Below are 18,513 nucleotides of genomic sequence, written 5' to 3'. Positions count from 1 at the left end.
AGCGTGACGCATGCGCGACTCGACCATATGGAGGAAGACTCCTCGCGGGGTATAGTCCGCGCACCGGATCTCACCAGGGTCACCATTCTGGCCAAACATACGCAGGTGGATATGGCCATACCGGTCGATGTTCCTGTTGCGCTGGTGATCCCGAGTGTCGTCGATATGGTCGCCGCGCACAGCCGGACCAACGACTTCGACAACCAGGGCGAACGCTACGAACCCGCCGACTGGGTGCTGGCCCGGATCGGGCAGCCGCCGCTGTCGAATTCGCTGAGCCTGGGTGAGCAGGGAGTCCGCGACGGCGAACTGCTCATGCTGGAGAACTCCGCGCACACCGCACCCACCCCGCTGTTCGACGACATCATGTACAACGTCGCCATCGCCGACGCCGAGCATTTCCGCGGCTGGGATCCGAAGACCGCCCGGATCACCGGTTCGGTGCTGGCGGTACTGACCATGCTCGCCGGATGCGTCGGCCTGCTGGCCGCCCCCGCCGCGATGCCCGGCTGGATCACCGGCGCGATCGCGCTGGGTGTGGCGGTACTACTGGTCGCCGGGGCGATGGTGCTGAGCCGCGTGTACGCGGACCCCGGCACCGCACTGGTACTCGGCGGGTGCGCCCTGCCCCCGGCGCTGGCCGGCGGCATGCTGATCGTGCCCGATCACTACGGCTGGCCGCACATCCTGCTCGGATCCACCCTGCTGGGCGCCACGGCGATCCTGGCGTGGCGGGTCACCGGGGTGGGTCTGGGCTTGTTCATCGGCGCGGGCACGGTCGCGGCCTTCGCCGTACCCGCGGCGCTGGTGGGCCTGCTCACCGAGCAGCCGCTCGAGGCCATCGGCGCGGTGCTGGCGGGCGTCGCGCTGGCCGCCCTCTCCCTGGCGCCGCGGATCTCCATGGCGCTGGCCAAACTGCCGCTACCGCCGGTGCCCTCTCCCGGCACCCCGATCGACCCCACCGAGGACGACCCCGACGACCACCGCGCCCTGCCGAGCCTGGATGTTCTCCAGGCGAAATCGGCCCGGGCACGCACCTACCTCAGCGGTATGGTCACGGCGACGACGCTGGTCACCGTGGTCGGGGCGCTGCTGGCCACCGATCCGGCCTATGGCGGTTTCTACTGGCAGGGCATCGCGCTGGCCCTGGTGTGCGCGGCGGTGCTCATGTTCCGCAGCCGCACCTACGCCGGTGCGGAGCAGGCCGTGATCCTGATCGTGGGCGGGGCGGCGATCCTGCTGGTGATGCTGGTGGGGATGGCGTTCGCGGTCGACCTCCCGCTGGCGGTGTTCGGCGCGGCCCTGGTGATGCTGATCGGCGCGCTGATCCTCGGCATCATCGTGCCGAATCAGTCGGCGACCCCGCCCATGCGGCGTGCCGCCGAACTGATCGAATACGGGTTCGTGGCCGCCGTGCTGCCGCTCGTGTTCTGGGTGACCGAGCTCTACTCCCTCGTCCGCGGACTGTGAACCGGGGGGTGCGCGTCGCGGCCGTCGCCGCGGCCGTCGGTATGAGCGCGGCGCTGGGTCCGGGGCACCCGATCGCCCACGCCGACCGGCCGGCTCCCATCGACCCGGGCCAACTGCCCGCGGGGAATCCGGCGAAACCGAGCGAAGCGACCGAGCGCAAAGCCAATACCGCCTGCAACAGCACCGTGGCCGGTGGCGACGGGCCGACGGTTCCACCGGCCCAGGCCGCGCTGGACCTGCCGCGGGCGTGGCAGTTCTCCAGAGGTGAGGGCCAGGTGGTCGCGGTGATCGATACGGGCGTCGCCCGCCACCCGCGGCTGCTGGATCTACGGCCCGGCGGTGATTTCGTCGCCAACAGCGGTGACGGCACCGAGGACTGCGATGCGCACGGGACCGTGGTGGCCGGCATCATCGCGGCGAGCCAGGTTCCCGGTCAGGGGTTTTCGGGTGTAGCGCCGGCGGCCGCCATCCTGACCATCCGGCAGACGAGCGATAAATACGTCAAAGCCGGCAGCAACAGGACGAAATCACCCGAAGACCTCTCGAAAGAGGGATACGGCAACGTCGCCACGATGGCGCAGGCGATCCGCCGTGCCGCGGATATGGGCGCGACCGTGATCAACATCTCCGAGGTCGCCTGCAGTTCCTCCCCGATCGCCGACGGTTCACTCGGTGCCGCGCTGGATTACGCGGTCCATCAGAAGAATGTCGTGGTGGTCGCCTCGGCGGGCAATACCGATAACGACAACTGCAAGGGCAATACCGATATCCAGGACCCGCTGGCTCCCGCGGCCGATCCGTGGAGCAAGACGACGGTCAATGTGACCCCCGCCCGTTACGACGAGCTCGTCCTGTCGGTCGGCTCGATCAACGCCGAGGGGGCTCCGTCCGAATTCACCGTGCCCGGCCCCTGGCTGAGCGTGGCCGCCCCCGGGGAGAACATCGTCTCGCTGGATGTGCACAGCGGCGGGGTGATCAACGGGACCGTCAACGCTCAGGGCGGTCAGCAGGGCATCAACGGCACCAGTTTCGCGGCACCGTATGTTTCGGGGGTGGTCGCCCTCGTACGCGCCCGCTTCCCCGAGCTTTCCGCGGTCGAGGTGATGAAACGGATCCAGGCCACCGCGCACGCACCCGCCGAGGGGTGGAATCCGTATGTGGGCTACGGCGCGGTGGATCCGATCGCGGCCCTGACGAACGAGGTCCCCGATCAGCTACGCCCCAAACGGCCGAACCCGGCGGTGAGCAAACAGCTCGCGGTCCCGGCACCCCCCGAGCCGCCGGATCATACGGCCCGCAATGTGGCGCTCATCGGCAGCGGAATCATCGGCGGCAGCTTGATCCTCGGTTATCTCGCCTCCTTCCCCGCACGTCGCCGATTCGGGGTCGGCGAGGACGACGCCTGACCGGTCACCGGGTCCGGGCTCGCGGCCGTAGCCCGCTGCGGCTACTTCGCGGAAGCGACCGGCTGCGCCGCCGGTGACGGATCCGGGGCGACACCGTCGTGCGCCACCAGAGCCTCCTCCCGGCCCAGGCTCGGTCCGGACGCCAGCAGGCCCACGATCGGCCAAGGGGCCGGCTCGGCCTTCTCCGGCATACCCAGCGCCTTGGCGGCATCCGCGTTCTTGATGCCGTAGCGCACTCCGGTATCGGCGATATAGAAAATGCTGTCCTTGCGCCGGCTGTCCGGTTCGATACCGGTGGTCTGCACATAGGCGCCCGTACCCGGGGCCAGGTAGGCGGAGTCGACGTTCTGTCCCGACCCGTCCGCCTGCGCCAGCGGGACCAGCTTCACGCTATCGGCCAGCGGCAGGCTCACCCCGGTGATCACCTCCAGCTCCGCACGGGTGCCCGTATTCTCTCCGGCCTCCGGAATCGGCTTCCAGGACAGGCAGCTCACCGGCTGGTCCTTGGCCTCGAGAATGGTGGGCGCGGTCTGCGGGTAGCTCTGCACCTGCAGCGCGGTGGACACATCGGCCAGTGTCCGCTCCGACTGGTCGATGGTGTAGTCGGTGGAGGTCTGCGGATTGGAGTTGCGGATGATCTCGGCGGTCAGCGGGGAGACCTGCTGCAATCCGTCGGCGAGCACCACGTAGTACTCGGGCGTGGAACCACCGATCTGCACGACCTCACCGATACGGTGCCCACTGATCTCGTAACCGGGCGTACCGCCCGGATCGGCGATGGCCGGCCGGACGATCGCCGGTACTTCGGGAATCGCGTTGATCAGCCCCTCGCTCACCGGACGCGGTGTGGCACCGGTGATCTCGAGGGCGTCGGTGACCGCTCGATCGCTCATATCGACGCGGGCACGCTGCTTGTCGTAGATCAGGTAGGTGTTGCTCTCCCCCTGCACCAGCAGCGCTTCGCCCGGGGCCAGGGCCGAGGCCTTGGTACCGAGTTCGAGCCCCCCGGCCAGTACCGAGGTGGTGCGATCCTGGCTGCCGTCGATTCTCATCTCGTCACAGATGGTCCACTGGCGGCCGGTGCCCTCGGGGTCGTAGTGAATGGCGCCGGGAGCGCCCGGGATACCGATCAGCGGACCGCGGGCCTTCTTACCGACCTCGGCTTCCTTGACGATCGCCGCGTCCGGGGCCTCCCCGGCGGCCAGCCGGGCCGAGGCCAGATTCAGCGCCGGATGCACCACATCGTTGAGCACCACATAGACCGCACCGGATTCCTTACCGATGAGAATCGTGTTCGAGCCGATCTTGTCCTGCGGGCGGAACAGAGCGAGCACCCCGCACCCCGCCAGCACCACGATCGCCAGCACCAGCCCCACCACATAGGCGCGCACCTGAGAACGCATGGGGTCGTGCAGCATCCGTACGTCCCGCCGCACCAGCGCATGCTCCATCCGGCGAACCAAGAAGTTGTAGCCGCTGATCTGCCACCGGGTAGTGGGCTTTGAAGGCATCGTCTTCCCCCGAACTGTGCTCGTGCTCGCCGAACACAGTACAGTTCCCGGGGACGTAGTTCAGCTCGGCCGCCGCTAATCGGCCGACACGGTTACTGGGGGACTCGGATGGCCGTTCCAGCCGCAGCGCGCCGCAGGCGAAGCCTGCTCTTCGGACGTATCTCCATGACCCATCTGCTGATCGCACAGCTGATCGCCCTCATCGCCGGTACTGCCACACTCCTCGTCGTGCCGAACCCGTGGATCGCGCTGGGGGTCGCGGTGGTCGTCGGAGTGATCCCATTGATCCCGCTGGGCCGCCGGGTCCTGCTGGACTGGGTGGGCACCTGGTGGAACTACCGGACGCACCCCGAATACGAACTCGGCCACAGCGAAGACTTCCGCGGCCCGGACGGCCGATCACTGGGCCTGTACCACGACGGGAGCCGGGTGGTCGCGGTGATCGAAGTCCTCGCGCCCCGCGGCGGACTCACCCGGATCGACCGCACGGCGGTGCACGCGTCCCATCTGCTGCCGATGGCCGAACTCGCCGCCTGCCTCGCTCAGCACGATATCCTGCTCAGCGGTATCGATATCATCAGCCACGGCCATCGCAGCCGCTCCGGTACACCGGCGGGCGCGATCTACGAATCCCTGCTGGGCCCCCTACCGGCCACCGCCCATCGCACGGTGTGGCTGGCCATCGGATTCGATACGCTCGACTGCCCCGGTGCCGCGGCGCGCCGCGGTGGCGGTACCGAAGGCGCCGCGCGTACGGCGACCATCGCCACCCAGCGGATCGTACGCACGCTGGAAGACGCCGGCTGTGGCTCCCGGGTACTGACCGCCTCGGAGATCCGGGCCGCCGTACAACAGATCCTGCACGGCGCGGAGGCGCGGGAGCTGACGCACCGGTGGCGCTACGCCGAACTCGGCAACAGCGTGAACATCGGGGCCGCGATAGATCCCGGACACCTGGGCTCGGAAATCCTTTCCCAGCTGTGGGTGGCGCAATCCCGCGGCACCACGGTCGCGGTGCGGTTACGTCCCGGCAGCACCGCCGATACCGTGCAGGTCGGCGCGGCTTGGCGGTCGACCCTGCGGGAACTACCGGAACAGACCAGGTCCACGGGCATGGTGTCGATGAACGGGCGGCACCGCGACAGCCTGCTCGCCCACCTGCCGATCGGTGTCCCCGGACTGGAAGACGTGGTACCGACCGCCGAATATCCGATCGAGGTGCTCGACGCGCTGGCGCTGCCCTCCTCCGGATGCGGTCAGCTGATCGGCTCGGACGACGAGGGCAACGGGGTCGCGATGCGGCTCATCGGCGCCGGTATCTCCGCGGTCTATGTGGCCGGCGAACTGTACCTCGCCCAGCAGCTGGTGTTCCGGGCGCTGGCCGTGGGTGAGCGGATCCTGGTCCGGACGAACCGCCCGCACGCCTGGTATCAGCTGGTCGAGACGATAGGCAATCCGGAACGGTTGATGCTGGCGGCGGAAATGCACCAGTCGGACGCCATGTTCACCGCGACCGTCGTGGACGGAGTCCTCGCGCCCGCGCCGCACGCCGGTATCACCACGATCTACGTAACAGGCGACCCGATGGGCTGGCCGGCCACCAAACCGGATCTGTCGATCCAGCAGCCCGGCGCCATCGGCACCCGGGTGGTACTGCGGACCGCGACCACCCAGATCCCGCTCAACCTGGTTTCGATTCCTCGCGAGCACACCTACATCGGCGAGCCCCGCACCCGCCAGGCTCCGCGCCAGGGCCGGCCGGGCCCCGCACCCGCACCGGTCCGGCAACCACAGCGCGGCTGAGTGGCGTTCGTTTCCCGGCGCTCGACATCGCGAGGTCGCTTCCGGGAAGCCGGCATGCGGATGGCCCGGCTCGTGAAGGTGGCGGGGCCGTGAGTACCTTTCAGCCCGGGTAGGGGTCGGTGAGGCGGGCGGTACGCAGGGTGCGGCCCCACCAGGCGAGTTGGGTGAGCATACGTTCGGCGGCGTCGACAGCGGCGCTGTCGGTGGTTTCACCGGCGGTGTCGAAGCGTTTCCGGGCGCGGTGCAGGCTCACCGTTTCGCGTACCGACACCATATGGATCTCCGCCACGACCTGGCGGAGCTGTTCCACCGCCCGCAGGCCGCCGGAGAGGCCGCCGTAGGAGACGAAGCCGATCGGTTTGGCCCGCCACTCGTGTTTCGCGCTGTCCAGCGCGGTTTTCAGGGAGGCCGGGTAGCCGTGGTTGTACTCGGAGGTCACCGCGACGAAGGCATCGGCGGCGGCCAGTCGTTCCCGGTAGCGCGCGGTTTCCGGTGTTTCGGTGAGATCCGGGGGCAGCGGTACATCCATCAGGTCCAGCACTCCGGTGTGGAATTCGGGGCGAGCCCGGGCGGCGCGCAGGAACCAGTCCGCGACCACCGGCGCGAACCGTTCGGGCCGGACACTGGCGATGATCACCTCGAGTCGGAGTGGTGTATCCACGGCACGAGACTATCCCGGGACCCGGCCGGATCCGGCTCACGGCAGTTCGAAGGGCAGTGCCACCCCCGCGTGTACCCGGCACTGGTCACAGGTCCCGGTGTCGGCGACCCCGGCGACAGCGCTGCGCACGAGTTCTTTGAAGGGGCCGATATTGCGTTCGAACTCGGCGAAGACATCCGCGGCGCGTACTCCCTCGCCCTCGGTGACCCCGGCATCGAGATCGGTGACCAGAGCGATCGCGGCGTAACACATTTCCAGTTCGCGAGCGAGTACGGCCTCGGGGTAGCCGGTCATATTCACCAGCTCCCAGCCCTGGGCGGCGAACCAGCGGCTTTCGGCCCGGGTGGAGAAACGCGGACCCTGGATCACGGCCATGGTGCCGTGCGGGTGGACGTGCACGGCGCTGTCGGCGGATTTCACGACGATCTCACGGAGGCCGGCGCAGTACGGGTCGGCGAAGGATACGTGGATACCGTTGCCGTCGAAGTAGGTCTGGTCGCGGCCGGAGGTGCGGTCGACGAGTTGGTCGGGGATGACCACGGTGCCGGGCCCCCAGTCGGGGCGCAGGCTTCCGACCGCACACGGGGCGAAGATCCGGCGGACGCCGAGCGAGCGAAGCGCCCACATGTTCGCCCGGTAGGGCACGGTGTGGGGAGAGTACTCGTGGCGGGATCCGTGCCGGGGCAGGAAGGCGACCGGACGGTCTTCGACGGTGCCGACCGCGATGGGGGCGCTCGGATCCCCGTAGGGGGTTCGTACGGTGACCGTGTCCAGCGGACCGTCGAAGAAGTCGTAGAATCCACTGCCGCCGATAACCGCCAGCGCGGGCCGCTCCTGGGAAGTCATGTTCCCGATTCTCGCGCGTCCCCGGCGTAGGCGCATCCGGCGACGCACCTGACAGTACCGGACGGTATGTGTACCCTAGGGGGGTATAGACGGTCCGCTCGACCGCAGAGGAGACGAACGGTGACTTCCCATCCCACACCCGCGGACCCGGCCACCGGTGGCGCGGACCGTGCCCACACCGGCCACGGCTACATCACCGCCAAGGACGACTACCTCAAGCGGCTGCGCCGGATCGAGGGCCAGGCCCGGGGCCTGCAACGGATGGTCGAGGAGGAGAAATACTGCATCGATATCCTCACCCAGGTCTCCGCGATGACCAAGGCGCTCCAGGCGGTCGCGATGGGGTTGCTCGAGGATCATATAAGCCACTGCGTCGTCGACGCCGCGGTAGCCGGTGGCCCGGAGGCCGAAGCCAAGATCAAGGAAGCCACGGACGCCATCGCGCGGCTCGTCCGTTCCTGACCGCGAACCACCGGCTGGATGCGGGCCCGGGGAATCAGGCCCGCTCGATGAGCAGCGGCGCCAGAGCACGCAGCTCGGCGAGGTAATCCGCGCCCAGCGGCTGGAGGGCGAGGTGGTCGGCACCCGCCTCGATATGGGCGCGGACCTGGGTGGCGACCTGTTCGGCGGAGCCGTGCACGGCCAGGGCGTCGAGCAGCCGGTCGCTACCGGGCTCGGCGATATCGTCGTCGGTGTAGCCGAGGCGCCGCAGGTTGCTGGTGTAGTTGCGCAGGCCGAGATACATGGTCACGACCTTGCGGCCGGTGGCGCGGGCGCGCTCCGGATCGGTGTCCACGACCAGTTTCTGCTCGGGTACCAGCAGCGCGTCACCGACCGTCGTGCGGGCCCGGGCGGTGTGTTCGGGCGTGGTGAGGTAGGGCAGTGCGCCCGCGGTGCGGTCGGCGGCCAGTTTCAGCACCTTCGGCCCCAGCGCGGCGAGCATCCGGGAGGACACGGGCACCTTCGCCGCGTCCAGTTCGTCGAGATATCCGACGAGTGCCTCGTACGGGGAGCGGTAGGGGGCGTTGGCCTCGGGATGACCGCAGCCGATACCGAGTACGAACCGGCCCGGGAAACGCTGTTCGATGCGGTGGAAGGACTCCGCGACCGGCGCGGCCGCCGCCGTCCAGATATTGACGATACTGGTGCCGACCTTCAGCGTCTCGGTGGCGGCGAGCAGATCCTCCACCACCGGGAGGTCGGCTTCCGGGGAACCGCCGAGCCAGAGCGTGCCGTAACCGAGCCGCTCCAATTCCACGGCTGCTTCGGGGGTGAACGACTTGTAGTAGCGCCATACGCCGTAGCGTCCGAGATCAATCGTCATAACTACCGCAACCTTGTCGTCGGTGGGACCATTCCGGCACCGACCTTATCCTCGGGGCATTCCCCGAACGCGGAGCCCGGTCACGTGCCGCGTTTCCGGGGCCGGCCGCAGCCGGGAGCGGAAATAACCGTCCCGGCAACGTTTTCCGTTCGGGTCAGCCTCCCCCGCAGCATCCGCCCGTGACCACCGAGCGCATTTCCCGGGTCTGGGCGTTACGCGCGGCGAGCTCGGATTCGGCCGGATAGTCGACCGCGACGAGGCTGAGCCCATGGGCCGGCGCCACGGTCACCGCGCTGGAACGACGACGCTCGTCCAGTAACCCCGCGACCCACTCCGGGGTGCGCCGACCCTCTCCCACCGCCAGCACGGCGCCCACCAGGCTGCGCACCATCGACCAGCAGAACGCGTCCGCGCTCACATAGGCGTCCAGACGGTCGCCGGTACGCACCCAGTCGTAGCGCTGCAGCTCCCGGACCGTGGTCGCGCCTTCCCGGCGGCGGCAGAAAGCCGCGAAATCGTGCAACCCGAGCAGTGTGCGCGAGGCCGCCCGCATGGCCTCGAGGTCCACCGGCCGGCACCCCACGACACTGCGCGCGGACAGTGGATCGGCGCCGTACGCCGCGGTGGTGAGACGGTAGACGTAGTGCCGGCGCACCGCCGAGAAGCGGGCGTCGAATTCGGCCGGAACCGCGCGTACCCCGGTGATCCGCACATCCTTGGGCAGGAATTTCGCCATCCGGTGGATCAGCTTGTCCGGATCGACCTCCGCCGCGGTGTCGAAATGCGCGACCTGCCCCTCGGCGTGCACCCCGGCATCGGTGCGTCCGGCGACCGTCAACTGCACCGGCTCCCGCAGCACCTTCCCCAGCGATTCCTCCAGAACACCCTGGACGGTGCGCAGACCCGGCTGGCGCGCCCAGCCGGTGAAATCGGTGCCGTCATAGGCGATATCCAGCCGCAGGCGCGCCGAACGTCCCCCTGGTTCGGCCGGCCCGGACACAGATGCGTCCGTCGCGCTCGGCTCGTGTTCGCTCACCAGACAATCCTCCGGAAACGGGACGAGCCCGCACACCCGTAACGGGCGGCGGGCTCGTCGGACGAACCACGGATACGGCTCGGCCGCATCCTTCGGCAGGCGGATTACGCCTTGTCGTCGGCCTTCTCGTCAGCCGCGGCTTCCTCGGCCGGAGCCTCGGTGGTCTCGGCTTCGGTCTCGGCCTCGGGGGCCTTCTCCTCGGCCTTCTTCGACGCGGCGACCCGGCGGGCGCGATCGGCCTCGTTGGTCACGGTCTGCTCCCGGACCAGCTCGATAACCGCCATCGGGGCGTTGTCGCCCTTACGCGGCAGGGTCTTGATGATCCGGGTGTAGCCGCCGTTGCGGCCCTCGAACGACGGACCGATCTCGGCGAAGAGATCGTGCACGACGTCCTTGTTCCGGATCACCTTGAGCACCTCGCGGCGATCGGCCAGGGTACCGGCCTTGGCCCTGGTGACCAGCTTCTCGGCGTAGGGGCGCAGCGCCTTGGCCTTGGCCTCGGTGGTCGTGATCCGACCGTGCTCGAAGAGCGCCGTGGCCAGGTTGGCGAAGATCGCCTTCTGGTGCGACGCCGACCCGCCGAAGCGAGCACCCTTCTTGGGCTTGGGCATTGTGGGTTCTCCTTGTGTGTATGCGGCGTGTGCGGCGGGCGTCCGTTGTCAAGTTTTCTGCCAGCGGACCCCGCGCTCACGTCGCGGGCGCAAGGTCGACGCGGGTGCCTACCCCTGCGGCGACCTAGAGCTGTTCGGTTTCGGCGTAGTCCTGCTCGCCGCCGTCGTTATCGCTGAAAGTGCCGCTGTCGGACCAGGTTCCGGTGCTCGCGTCGTAGCCGACCACGCTGGACGGGTCGAAGGACGCCGGGCTGTCCTTGAGCGAGAGGCCCAGCGCGTGCAGCTTGACCTTGACCTCGTCGATGGACTTCTGGCCGAAGTTACGGATATCCAGCAGATCCGATTCGGTGCGTGCCACCAGCTCGCCGACGGTGTGCACACCCTCGCGCTTCAGGCAGTTGTAGGAACGGACCGTCAGGTCCAGATCCTCGATCGGCAGCCCGAAGGAGGCGATGTGATCCGCCTCGGCCGGGGAGGGGCCGATCTCGATGCCTTCGGCTTCGACGTTCAGCTCACGGGCCAGGCCGAACAGTTCGACCAGGGTCTTGCCCGCCGAGGCGAGCGCGTCCCGCGCGCTGATGGAGTTCTTGGTCTCCACGTCCAGGATGAGCCGGTCGAAGTCGGTGCGCTGTTCGACACGGGTGGCCTCGACCTTGTAGGTCACCTTGAGCACCGGCGAGTAGATCGAATCCACCGGGATCCGGCCGATTTCCGCACCGCTGGCCTTGTTCTGCACTGCCGGCACATAACCGCGACCACGCTCGACGACCAGCTCGATCTCGAGCTTGCCCTTGTCGTTCAGGGTGGCGATATGCATATCCGGGTTGTGCACGACCACACCCGACGGCGGCACGATGTCATCGGCGGTGACGGTCCCCGGGCCCTGCTTGCGCAGGTACATGGTGACCGGCTCGTCCTCTTCGGAGGACACGACCAGGCCCTTGAGGTTCAGGATGATGTCGGTGACATCCTCCTTCACGCCGGGCACGGTGGTGAACTCGTGCAGAACGCCGTCGATGCGGATACTGGTCACCGCGGCCCCCGGGATCGAGGACAGCAGGGTGCGCCGCAGCGAGTTGCCGAGGGTGTAGCCGAAGCCCGGCTCGAGGGGTTCGATGGTGAACTTCGAGCGGTTGTCGGCGATGACCTCTTCGGTGAGGGTCGGACGCTGGGAAATCAGCATGGGATCAATCCTCCTGTTGTGGGCGCCCGCTATTTGACGCCTCGTCTAGGGGTTGTGCGGGCCGCGTAGTAGGCGACCCGCACCAGCGGCGCAGCCGTAGCGCCGAGCAGAACTCGAAATTACTTCGAGTAGTACTCGACGATCAGCTGTTCCTGCAGCGGCACATCGATCTGGGCGCGCTCCGGCAGGGAGTGCACCAGAATGCGGAGCCGGCCCGGGATGACCTGGAGCCAGCCGGGAACGGGGCGGTCGCCCACGGTCTCGCGCGCGACCTGGAACGGCAGGGTGCCCAGCGACTTCTCCTTGACATCGATGATGTCGTACTGGGTCACCTGGAACGAAGGAACGTTCACCTTCTTGTTGTTCACCAGGAAGTGGCCGTGGCTGACCAGCTGACGGGCCTGCCGGCGGGTACGCGCCAGACCCGCGCGGTACACGACGTTGTCCAGCCGGGTCTCCAGCAGACGCAGCAGGTTGTCACCGGTCTTGCCCTTGAGGCGGTTGGCCTCCTCGTAGTACCGGCGGAACTGCTTCTCCATGACACCGTAGGAGAAACGCGCCTTCTGCTTCTCCTGCAGCTGGAGCAGGTATTCGCTCTCCTTGATCCGCGCGCGGCCGTGCTGGCCGGGCGGGTAGGGGCGACGCTCGAAAGCCTGGTCCCCGCCGATCAGATCGACGCGCAGGCGACGCGACTTGCGGGTGATGGGTCCGGTGTAACGGGCCATTGTGCTCTACCTTCCTTCCCGCTTAGACGCGACGCCGCTTGGGCGGACGGCAGCCGTTGTGCGGCTGCGGAGTGACATCGGAGATCGTGCCCACTTCCAGGCCCGCGGCCTGCAGCGAACGGATCGCGGTCTCGCGGCCCGAACCCGGACCCTTGACGAATACGTCGACCTTCTTCACACCGTTCTCCTGCGCCTTGCGGGCCGCGTTCTCGGCGGCCAGCTGCGCGGCGAACGGGGTCGACTTGCGCGAACCCTTGAAACCGACGTGGCCCGAGGACGCCCAGGAGATGACGTTGCCGGTGGGGTCGGTGATGGACACGATCGTGTTGTTGAACGTGCTCTTGATGTGCGCGTGGCCGTGCGGGACGTTCTTCTTCTCCCTGCGGCGCGACTTCTGGCTCTTCTTCGGGCCGGAGGCCCGGGACTTCGGAGGCATCGCTTATCCCCTACTTCTTCTTGCCGGCGACGGTGCGCTTGGGGCCCTTGCGGGTGCGCGCGTTGGTCTTGGTGCGCTGGCCACGCACAGGCAGGCCACGACGGTGGCGCAGCCCCTGGTAGCAGCCGATTTCGATCTTGCGGCGGATATCGGCCTGCACCTCGCGGCGCAGATCGCCCTCCACCTTGAACTCCGAGGCCTCGATGTAATCGCGGAGCTTGGTCAGATCGTCATCGCTGAGATCCTTGGAGCGCAGGTCGGCGCTGACGCCGGTGGCTTCCAGGATCTCCTTGGCGCGGGTACGGCCGACGCCGTAGATGTAGGTCAGTGCGATCTCCATGCGCTTCTCGCGCGGGAGGTCGACGCCCATGAGACGTGCCATCTGGCAGTTCCTTGTCTGTTGCGGAGGTCTGCTCCCTGTCCGTCCCCTCGTCTGGTGGGGCCCCGGCCTCCGTTCCGGGGGTAGGCGCGCGCACCTTCCGGGTGGAACCCGGAAAAAGCCTCAGTGCGCGGCTGGCGCTGGGAGTTCTTCTCTCGTGCCAATCCGAACCGCGTTCGGTGCTCGGCGCCGGTGTCAGCCCTGCCGCTGCTTGTGCCGCAGGTTGTCGCAGATCACCATGACCCGGCCGTTACGCCGGATCACCTTGCACTTCTCGCAGATCTTCTTGACGCTCGGCTGAACCTTCACGTCCGTCCAATCTTTCGTTGTGGTTCACACCGGGGTGCGAACACAGTTGACCCCGGCCGGGCACGACCGGGGAAATCTCGGAGAGCGGGCGCGGGCCCACCCGTTCACTTGTAGCGGTAGACGATCCGACCGCGGGACAGGTCGTACGGTGACAACTCGACGACGACCCGGTCCTCCGGCAGGATACGGATGTAGTGCTGCCGCATCTTGCCGCTGATATGCGCGAGGACCTTGTGCCCGTTCTCGAGCTCGATCCGGAACATCGCATTCGGTAACGGCTCGACAACCCGCCCCTCGACCTCGATGGCCCCGTCTTTCTTCGCCATATCCTCCGCGATCCCGGTTACACTCAACCTGGTCTGATTGCCTGGTACTGTCCGATGCCTCCGGTCGGAGCGTCTTCGGTACCGCCCGGAGACGGCGCACAACCGATCGCACACGAACAGGCGGCGCTTTGATACACCGCCTGGCCAGCTTACCGGTAGGTACGAGATCGGGCAAAAAGGGGTACCCCTCGCCGTGCGTCGCCCGGCTGCGAGGGCAACTCCCCGACACTGAACGGCACCGGCCTCGTCGCGTAAACTGGCCGCTGTCCGAGGCCGACCATTCCAGGAGGGGACACCGGTGAGCCGCAGTAACGACGGCCTCCCCATGCTGCCACCATGGCTGGCCGATACCGAGGTCACCGGTGTCGGGCAGGCGAATTTCCGCAACTACGAGCCGCCGCCGGTGCAGAACCTCCCTCAGGACGAGGTCATTCCCGAAACCCCGGAGCCGCCCGGCGGCTATTTCGGTCGTCGTGGCCGCGGCGAGGAGCAATCCGCCGCCGAGAGCGACAAGAAGAAGAACAAAGGCTGGTTCCGCAACAAGAACAAGGGGCAGCCGTCCCTCGAGGAGCGTGTCGGGGAGCTGTTGCCGAACACGCAGGCCCCGCCCTCCCCGCAACGCAACGTGCCGGGGCCGGGCGGTGAAGGGGAGGCGGCCGCTGCGGGTCCGCATCCCGGCGACCCATCCCAGCGGCCCGAACCGTTCCGTCCCGAGACCGACCGGGGCGGACGCGGTCCGGAGGCCCCGGAGCAGTGGGGGGCCGCACAGCCGTGGAGCCTGTCCGGCGATACCCGGCAGGCTCCCGCACATCCCCTGCCCCCCGATCAGCGAATCCGGTCCGGACAGCAGCCCTACCCGGAACCACCGAACGCGCCGGATCGGGCGATCCCCGGTTCCGAGCAGCTCCGCGGTCCCGCGCAGGCCTACACCGGTGCCCCGGACGGGGACGGCTCCGGCCTTCCCGCTCCGGGCCCTTTCCCGGCTCCCACACCCGAGCAGCGGGGACCCGGCGGGGATATCGGTACCGCGTCCGCTCCGGTTCCGGATCCGTTCCAGGCTCCCGAATCGTCCCCGCCGAGCCTGCCGCTACGGACCCCGAGCGAACCGGCGCCCGAATTCGACCGGCTGCGCCCGCAGCATCCGATTCCGCCCCATCCGGCCCCGCGGACCCCGGCCGAGCCGGAGAGCGCGACCGGAAGCGGTGCTCCCGCCGCTGGTTCCGCGGCGGCCTCCCCACGCCCCTTTCTGCCGCCGCCTCCCCCGTTGCCGGACCCACCGGCCGCCGATACCGCCGCTCCGGTCGAACAGGAGCCACTGCGGCGGCTCCCCGATCTCCCACCGGCGCCCGGGGAACCGTCCGCGAACACCCCGGGGAGCGAAACCGCGGAGCGCGCCACCGGCGCCGTAACCGGTGAACCCACCCACTACCCGGAGCCGTCCGCTCCCCCGGATCCCCCGGCGGTGCCGGACCAGCGATCCGATCCGGCGAACGGTACCGGTGATACCGCGGCCGCCGGCCGCAACGAATCCTCCGCCCCCGGCCCGGAGGTGGCCGCGCCCGCGACACCGGTGTCGAATGCTCCCCGGCCCACCGGGCATCCCGCCCCGCACAGCGGACCGCCCGAACCGGCCCCCGGCCCGCATGCACCGGCACCGGCACCGGGGGACGGCAGGCCGCAGTGGCGCCCTCCGGAGAACACCGCACCGGCGAACGGAGCGCCCGCGCAGCAGTGGCGCGCCCCCGAGCAGGCGCTCCCCGGTCAGCCGGACCCGCGGCAGTCCCGGCCCCAGCATCCGATGCCGGCCGCGCCGCATCAGGGGCCCCCGACCGGCCCGGGACCGCAATCGCCCCCACCGAACCGGCAGCACCCCGCTCCCGCTCCGTATGCCGGACCGCCACCCCAGCAGGCCGGTCCCGGACCGACATGGCAGCAGAGGCAGCCGCCGGCCGGGCAGTGGCAGAACCCACCCCCGCCGGCGCAGTACGGCGCACCCGGTCCGGGTGGGCCGTCGCTCGACGATGTGGCGGTGCGGCGCGCCAAGAAGGCCTCGGGCCACGGCTGGCGCAAAGTGGTGCACCACGCCTCCGGCGGGCGGATCAATCCCGGTATGTCGGCCGAGGAGCGGCGTCTCCAGGAACTGGTGGCGCGCATCCGCCAGCCCGTCCGCGGGGACTACCGCATCGCGGTGCTCTCCCTGAAGGGCGGCGTCGGTAAGACCACCACGACCGTCGGCCTCGGTTCGACCTTCGCTTCCATCCGCGGCGACCGGGTCATCGCGGTGGACGCGAACCCCGACTTCGGCACCCTGTCCCAGCGGGTGCCGCTGCAGACACGCTCGACGGTGCGCGATCTGCTGCTCGATACGGCGATCGAACGGTATTCGGACGTCCGCCGGCACACCTCGCAGGCGACCAGCCGGCTGGAGGTGCTGGCCAGCGAGCGGGATCCGGCGGCCTCGGAGGCGTTCAACGAGGACGAATACCGCGCGGTGGCCCGGATCCTGCAGCGCTTCTACAACATCATCCTCACCGACTGCGGTACCGGCCTGATGCATTCGGCCATGGCCGGGGTGCTCCAGCTGGCGCATTCGCTGGTACTCATCTCACCGACCGCGATCGACGGCGCGCAGAGCGCGTCGGCCACTCTGGACTGGTTGTCCCTGCACGGCTATCACCATCTGGTGCAGAACGCGGTGGTCGTGATCAACTCACCACGCGACGGCACCCCGAATATCGATGTGCAGCAGCTGCGCCAGTACTTCCTGTCCCGCTGCCGGGCCGTGCACATGATCCCCTTCGACCCGCATATGTCGGAGGGGGCCGAAATCGATCTGGCGCGGCTGAAGAAGGAAACCAAACGCGCGTACGTGGAACTGGCGGCCACCGTGGCCGACGATTTCAACCAGAGCTACCACACCTATCAGGGCGGGTGATCCCGCACCCGGATCGGGCGTGATCCGCGGACCCCGGGACCGGCCGTGGCGGCAGCCCGTCCCGGGACGCTCACCACTCCGGCAGCCGACGCCTTCCGGCGAGGACGTCGCCGACCAGCGCGTCGTAGGCATCGGCCAGTTCGGCCAGGTGATGCCAGGCACTGTGCAGCAGTTCGTCGTCCGCGTCCAACGTCATCAGCGCGTGGTGGGCGCGTACCGCGGATTCGGCGATCCGGTCGATGATGGCACCGATGGTTTCGGTGTGCAGGGTGACACCGAGCCGGTGCTGTGGGACGTTGCGCCCCACCCAGTCATCGATCGCCAATACCAATTCCATACGGCGCCGGTCGATCTCGACCAAGCGGTCGGGATCGGTGACGATGGATCCGCCGCGCCCCACCAGCCTGCGCTCGTGGAGTACGGCCAGATCCCGGGCATACCAGAGCAACTGCCCTCCGACCACCCGATGCCCGCGCGCGGCTCGCACCAGTAGATCCGAATTGGGCAGCGGACCGGGAATCCCGTTCTGCGCCAAGGGGTCGGCGCCACGCTGGGCGCCGGGAAGAGCCATTACGACTGTTGTATCCGAACCTATCACGGTTGCCTCGCCGTTCATCGCCGCACAACACCGGGTCAGTACGTTGATTACAATAAACCGCAGAAGTCGACTGTCAAGCGATGCAGGGCCCCCTGGACACGAAAAGCGTACACTTCGTTATCTGGCGACCACCCGAGGAGCACGATGGCGGACGGTCCGACGTATCGACGCATCGCGGATCTACTCCGTGACGAGATACGAGCAGGCAAATGGCGGCCCGGGGATCGGCTGCCCAGTCACTCCGAACTCGCCGAGCAGATGCAGGTTTCGCTCACCACCGCACGCAATGCGATCCAACTGCTGGTCACCGAAAATCTCGTCTATACCGCCACTTCCCGCGGCACCATAGTACGCAGCCAGGAAGTGCTGGAATCCCTGGTCACCGACCATATCCGCCCGGATCGGCCGCGGGCGGCCCACGATATCTTCGAGGAGATCGCACGCGCGGCGGGCCGCGTGCCCACCAAGGAATTCAACGCACGGATGGAACCGGCGAGCCCGCGTGTCGCGCAGTGGCTGGGGGTGCCGGTGGACTCGTGGGTGGTCGCCCGCACCGTCGTACAGTTCCTCGACAACGAACCGTGGTCCTGGGAGGTGAGTTTCTATCCACGAGACCTCGCCGAGGCCACCGGTATCGATTCTCCACACGATATCCCCGAGGGCACGACACGCCGGTTGGCCGAACGTGGCCAGGGCGAAACCGCGCACCGCGATACCGTGGTCGCCCGCCCGGCCAGCGCCGAGGAGGCGGAAGTGCTCGGTGTTTCCGTCGGTACCGTACTGCTGGATCATCTGCGGATCGGTGCCAACCACCAGCGGGTCACCCGGGTGACCCGGCATCGTTCCATCGCGGCCAGCAACCGGCTGGCCTACGAACTCGGCGACCCCGCCGGCAGCGCGGTTATCCGCGGGGTGCTGGATCAGACTGATCGGTCGGGACTATGGTTCTAGCCC

19 protein-coding genes are annotated in these 18,513 nt (G+C 68.4%); 6 read left to right on the top strand and 13 right to left on the bottom strand.

What is annotated here, in order from left to right; translation table 11 throughout:
- Positions 1-3: 3 nt before the first annotated feature.
- Together eccD and mycP are read left to right on the top strand one after the other, a co-directional pair.
- Positions 4-1,470 carry a type VII secretion integral membrane protein EccD gene (gene eccD / locus ACYR7D_RS10125; RefSeq protein ID WP_459549344.1) on the top strand — a complete coding sequence of 489 codons (1,467 nt, stop codon included), beginning with the start codon at positions 4-6 and terminating at the stop codon, positions 1,468-1,470.
- A gap of 41 nt (positions 1,471-1,511) precedes the next feature.
- The gene (gene mycP, locus ACYR7D_RS10120) at positions 1,512-2,876 is read left to right on the top strand and encodes a type VII secretion-associated serine protease mycosin (RefSeq protein ID WP_459550108.1); all 1,365 of its coding nucleotides are present in this window, start codon (positions 1,512-1,514) and stop codon (positions 2,874-2,876) included.
- A 41-nt stretch (positions 2,877-2,917) separates the two neighbouring features.
- On the opposite strand, the gene eccB is transcribed toward mycP, so the two are convergent.
- Positions 2,918-4,387: a type VII secretion protein EccB gene (gene eccB, locus ACYR7D_RS10115; RefSeq protein WP_459549343.1), complete on the bottom strand. Its 1,470-nt coding sequence runs from the start codon at positions 4,385-4,387 to the stop codon at positions 2,918-2,920.
- A 108-nt stretch (positions 4,388-4,495) separates the two neighbouring features.
- On the opposite strand from eccB, the gene eccE reads away from it, so the two are divergent.
- Positions 4,496-6,190, top strand: coding sequence for a type VII secretion protein EccE (gene eccE / locus ACYR7D_RS10110; RefSeq protein WP_459549342.1), 1,695 nt, complete (start codon positions 4,496-4,498; stop codon positions 6,188-6,190).
- Between the two features lie 100 nt (positions 6,191-6,290).
- On the opposite strand, the gene ACYR7D_RS10105 is transcribed toward eccE, so the two are convergent.
- Both ACYR7D_RS10105 and ACYR7D_RS10100 read right to left on the bottom strand, forming a co-directional pair.
- Positions 6,291-6,851, bottom strand: a complete 561-nt coding sequence (locus ACYR7D_RS10105; RefSeq protein WP_459549341.1) for an NADPH-dependent FMN reductase — start codon at positions 6,849-6,851, stop codon at positions 6,291-6,293.
- A 36-nt stretch (positions 6,852-6,887) separates the two neighbouring features.
- Positions 6,888-7,697, bottom strand: coding sequence for an S-methyl-5'-thioadenosine phosphorylase (locus ACYR7D_RS10100; RefSeq protein WP_459549340.1), 810 nt, complete (start codon positions 7,695-7,697; stop codon positions 6,888-6,890).
- 120 nt (positions 7,698-7,817) lie between these two features.
- Between ACYR7D_RS10100 and ACYR7D_RS10095 the strand changes: the two genes are divergently transcribed.
- Positions 7,818-8,159 carry a metal-sensitive transcriptional regulator gene (locus ACYR7D_RS10095; RefSeq protein WP_459549339.1) on the top strand — a complete coding sequence of 114 codons (342 nt, stop codon included), beginning with the start codon at positions 7,818-7,820 and terminating at the stop codon, positions 8,157-8,159.
- Positions 8,160-8,193: 34 nt separating this feature from the next.
- Here ACYR7D_RS10095 and ACYR7D_RS10090 read toward each other — a convergent pair whose 3' ends face one another.
- From ACYR7D_RS10090 to infA, 9 genes are all read right to left on the bottom strand, one after another.
- Positions 8,194-9,021: an LLM class F420-dependent oxidoreductase gene (locus tag ACYR7D_RS10090; RefSeq protein WP_459549338.1), complete on the bottom strand. Its 828-nt coding sequence runs from the start codon at positions 9,019-9,021 to the stop codon at positions 8,194-8,196.
- 154 nt (positions 9,022-9,175) lie between these two features.
- Positions 9,176-10,060 (bottom strand): tRNA pseudouridine(38-40) synthase TruA, encoded by an 885-nt coding sequence (truA, locus tag ACYR7D_RS10085; protein WP_459550107.1) that lies wholly within the window; start codon positions 10,058-10,060, stop codon positions 9,176-9,178.
- A gap of 101 nt (positions 10,061-10,161) precedes the next feature.
- A complete protein-coding gene (gene rplQ / locus ACYR7D_RS10080) occupies positions 10,162-10,668 on the bottom strand; it encodes a 50S ribosomal protein L17 (RefSeq protein WP_459549337.1) in 507 nt (168 codons plus the stop codon).
- A gap of 124 nt (positions 10,669-10,792) precedes the next feature.
- Complete coding sequence (locus ACYR7D_RS10075; protein WP_459549336.1) at positions 10,793-11,851, bottom strand: DNA-directed RNA polymerase subunit alpha; 1,059 nt, start codon at positions 11,849-11,851, stop codon at positions 10,793-10,795.
- A 119-nt stretch (positions 11,852-11,970) separates the two neighbouring features.
- Positions 11,971-12,576 (bottom strand): 30S ribosomal protein S4, encoded by a 606-nt coding sequence (rpsD, locus tag ACYR7D_RS10070; RefSeq protein WP_459549335.1) that lies wholly within the window; start codon positions 12,574-12,576, stop codon positions 11,971-11,973.
- A 22-nt stretch (positions 12,577-12,598) separates the two neighbouring features.
- Entirely contained in the window at positions 12,599-13,012 is a 414-nt protein-coding gene (gene rpsK / locus ACYR7D_RS10065; protein WP_033244291.1) for a 30S ribosomal protein S11, read from the bottom strand.
- A 10-nt stretch (positions 13,013-13,022) separates the two neighbouring features.
- Complete coding sequence (gene rpsM, locus ACYR7D_RS10060; protein WP_459549334.1) at positions 13,023-13,394, bottom strand: 30S ribosomal protein S13; 372 nt, start codon at positions 13,392-13,394, stop codon at positions 13,023-13,025.
- Between the two features lie 192 nt (positions 13,395-13,586).
- Complete coding sequence (gene rpmJ, locus ACYR7D_RS10055; RefSeq protein ID WP_025347279.1) at positions 13,587-13,700, bottom strand: 50S ribosomal protein L36; 114 nt, start codon at positions 13,698-13,700, stop codon at positions 13,587-13,589.
- 104 nt (positions 13,701-13,804) lie between these two features.
- Complete coding sequence (gene infA, locus ACYR7D_RS10050; RefSeq protein ID WP_003418601.1) at positions 13,805-14,026, bottom strand: translation initiation factor IF-1; 222 nt, start codon at positions 14,024-14,026, stop codon at positions 13,805-13,807.
- A gap of 298 nt (positions 14,027-14,324) precedes the next feature.
- Here infA and ACYR7D_RS10045 point away from each other — a divergent pair, with 298 nt between their 5' ends.
- Positions 14,325-16,961 (top strand): MinD/ParA family ATP-binding protein, encoded by a 2,637-nt coding sequence (locus ACYR7D_RS10045; RefSeq protein WP_459549333.1) that lies wholly within the window; start codon positions 14,325-14,327, stop codon positions 16,959-16,961.
- Between the two features lie 70 nt (positions 16,962-17,031).
- Here ACYR7D_RS10045 and ACYR7D_RS10040 read toward each other — a convergent pair whose 3' ends face one another.
- Positions 17,032-17,532 carry a DUF4254 domain-containing protein gene (locus ACYR7D_RS10040; protein WP_459549332.1) on the bottom strand — a complete coding sequence of 167 codons (501 nt, stop codon included), beginning with the start codon at positions 17,530-17,532 and terminating at the stop codon, positions 17,032-17,034.
- 171 nt (positions 17,533-17,703) lie between these two features.
- Between ACYR7D_RS10040 and ACYR7D_RS10035 the strand changes: the two genes are divergently transcribed.
- Positions 17,704-18,510 carry a GntR family transcriptional regulator gene (locus tag ACYR7D_RS10035; protein WP_459549331.1) on the top strand — a complete coding sequence of 269 codons (807 nt, stop codon included), beginning with the start codon at positions 17,704-17,706 and terminating at the stop codon, positions 18,508-18,510.
- The last annotated feature ends 3 nt before the right edge of the window (positions 18,511-18,513 follow it).

The sequence above is a fragment of the Nocardia sp. X0981 genome (assembly GCF_977089955.1).
The sequence above is the reverse complement of the archived record's forward strand: the minus strand, read 5'-3'. Positions and strand labels throughout refer to the sequence as shown.

Coding starts and splice junctions, on each gene's coding strand:
- mycP (WP_459550108.1), top strand. CDS start 1,512: ATGAGCGCGGCGCTGGGTCCGGGGCACCCGATCGCCCACGCCGACCGG.
- eccB (WP_459549343.1), bottom strand. CDS start 4,387: ATGCCTTCAAAGCCCACTACCCGGTGGCAGATCAGCGGCTACAACTTC.
- eccE (WP_459549342.1), top strand. CDS start 4,496: ATGGCCGTTCCAGCCGCAGCGCGCCGCAGGCGAAGCCTGCTCTTCGGA.
- ACYR7D_RS10100 (WP_459549340.1), bottom strand. CDS start 7,697: ATGACTTCCCAGGAGCGGCCCGCGCTGGCGGTTATCGGCGGCAGTGGA.
- ACYR7D_RS10090 (WP_459549338.1), bottom strand. CDS start 9,021: ATGACGATTGATCTCGGACGCTACGGCGTATGGCGCTACTACAAGTCG.
- rplQ (WP_459549337.1), bottom strand. CDS start 10,668: ATGCCCAAGCCCAAGAAGGGTGCTCGCTTCGGCGGGTCGGCGTCGCAC.
- ACYR7D_RS10075 (WP_459549336.1), bottom strand. CDS start 11,851: ATGCTGATTTCCCAGCGTCCGACCCTCACCGAAGAGGTCATCGCCGAC.
- rpsD (WP_459549335.1), bottom strand. CDS start 12,576: ATGGCCCGTTACACCGGACCCATCACCCGCAAGTCGCGTCGCCTGCGC.
- rpsK (WP_033244291.1), bottom strand. CDS start 13,012: ATGCCTCCGAAGTCCCGGGCCTCCGGCCCGAAGAAGAGCCAGAAGTCG.
- rpsM (WP_459549334.1), bottom strand. CDS start 13,394: ATGGCACGTCTCATGGGCGTCGACCTCCCGCGCGAGAAGCGCATGGAG.
- infA (WP_003418601.1), bottom strand. CDS start 14,026: ATGGCGAAGAAAGACGGGGCCATCGAGGTCGAGGGGCGGGTTGTCGAG.
- ACYR7D_RS10040 (WP_459549332.1), bottom strand. CDS start 17,532: ATGGCTCTTCCCGGCGCCCAGCGTGGCGCCGACCCCTTGGCGCAGAAC.
- ACYR7D_RS10035 (WP_459549331.1), top strand. CDS start 17,704: ATGGCGGACGGTCCGACGTATCGACGCATCGCGGATCTACTCCGTGAC.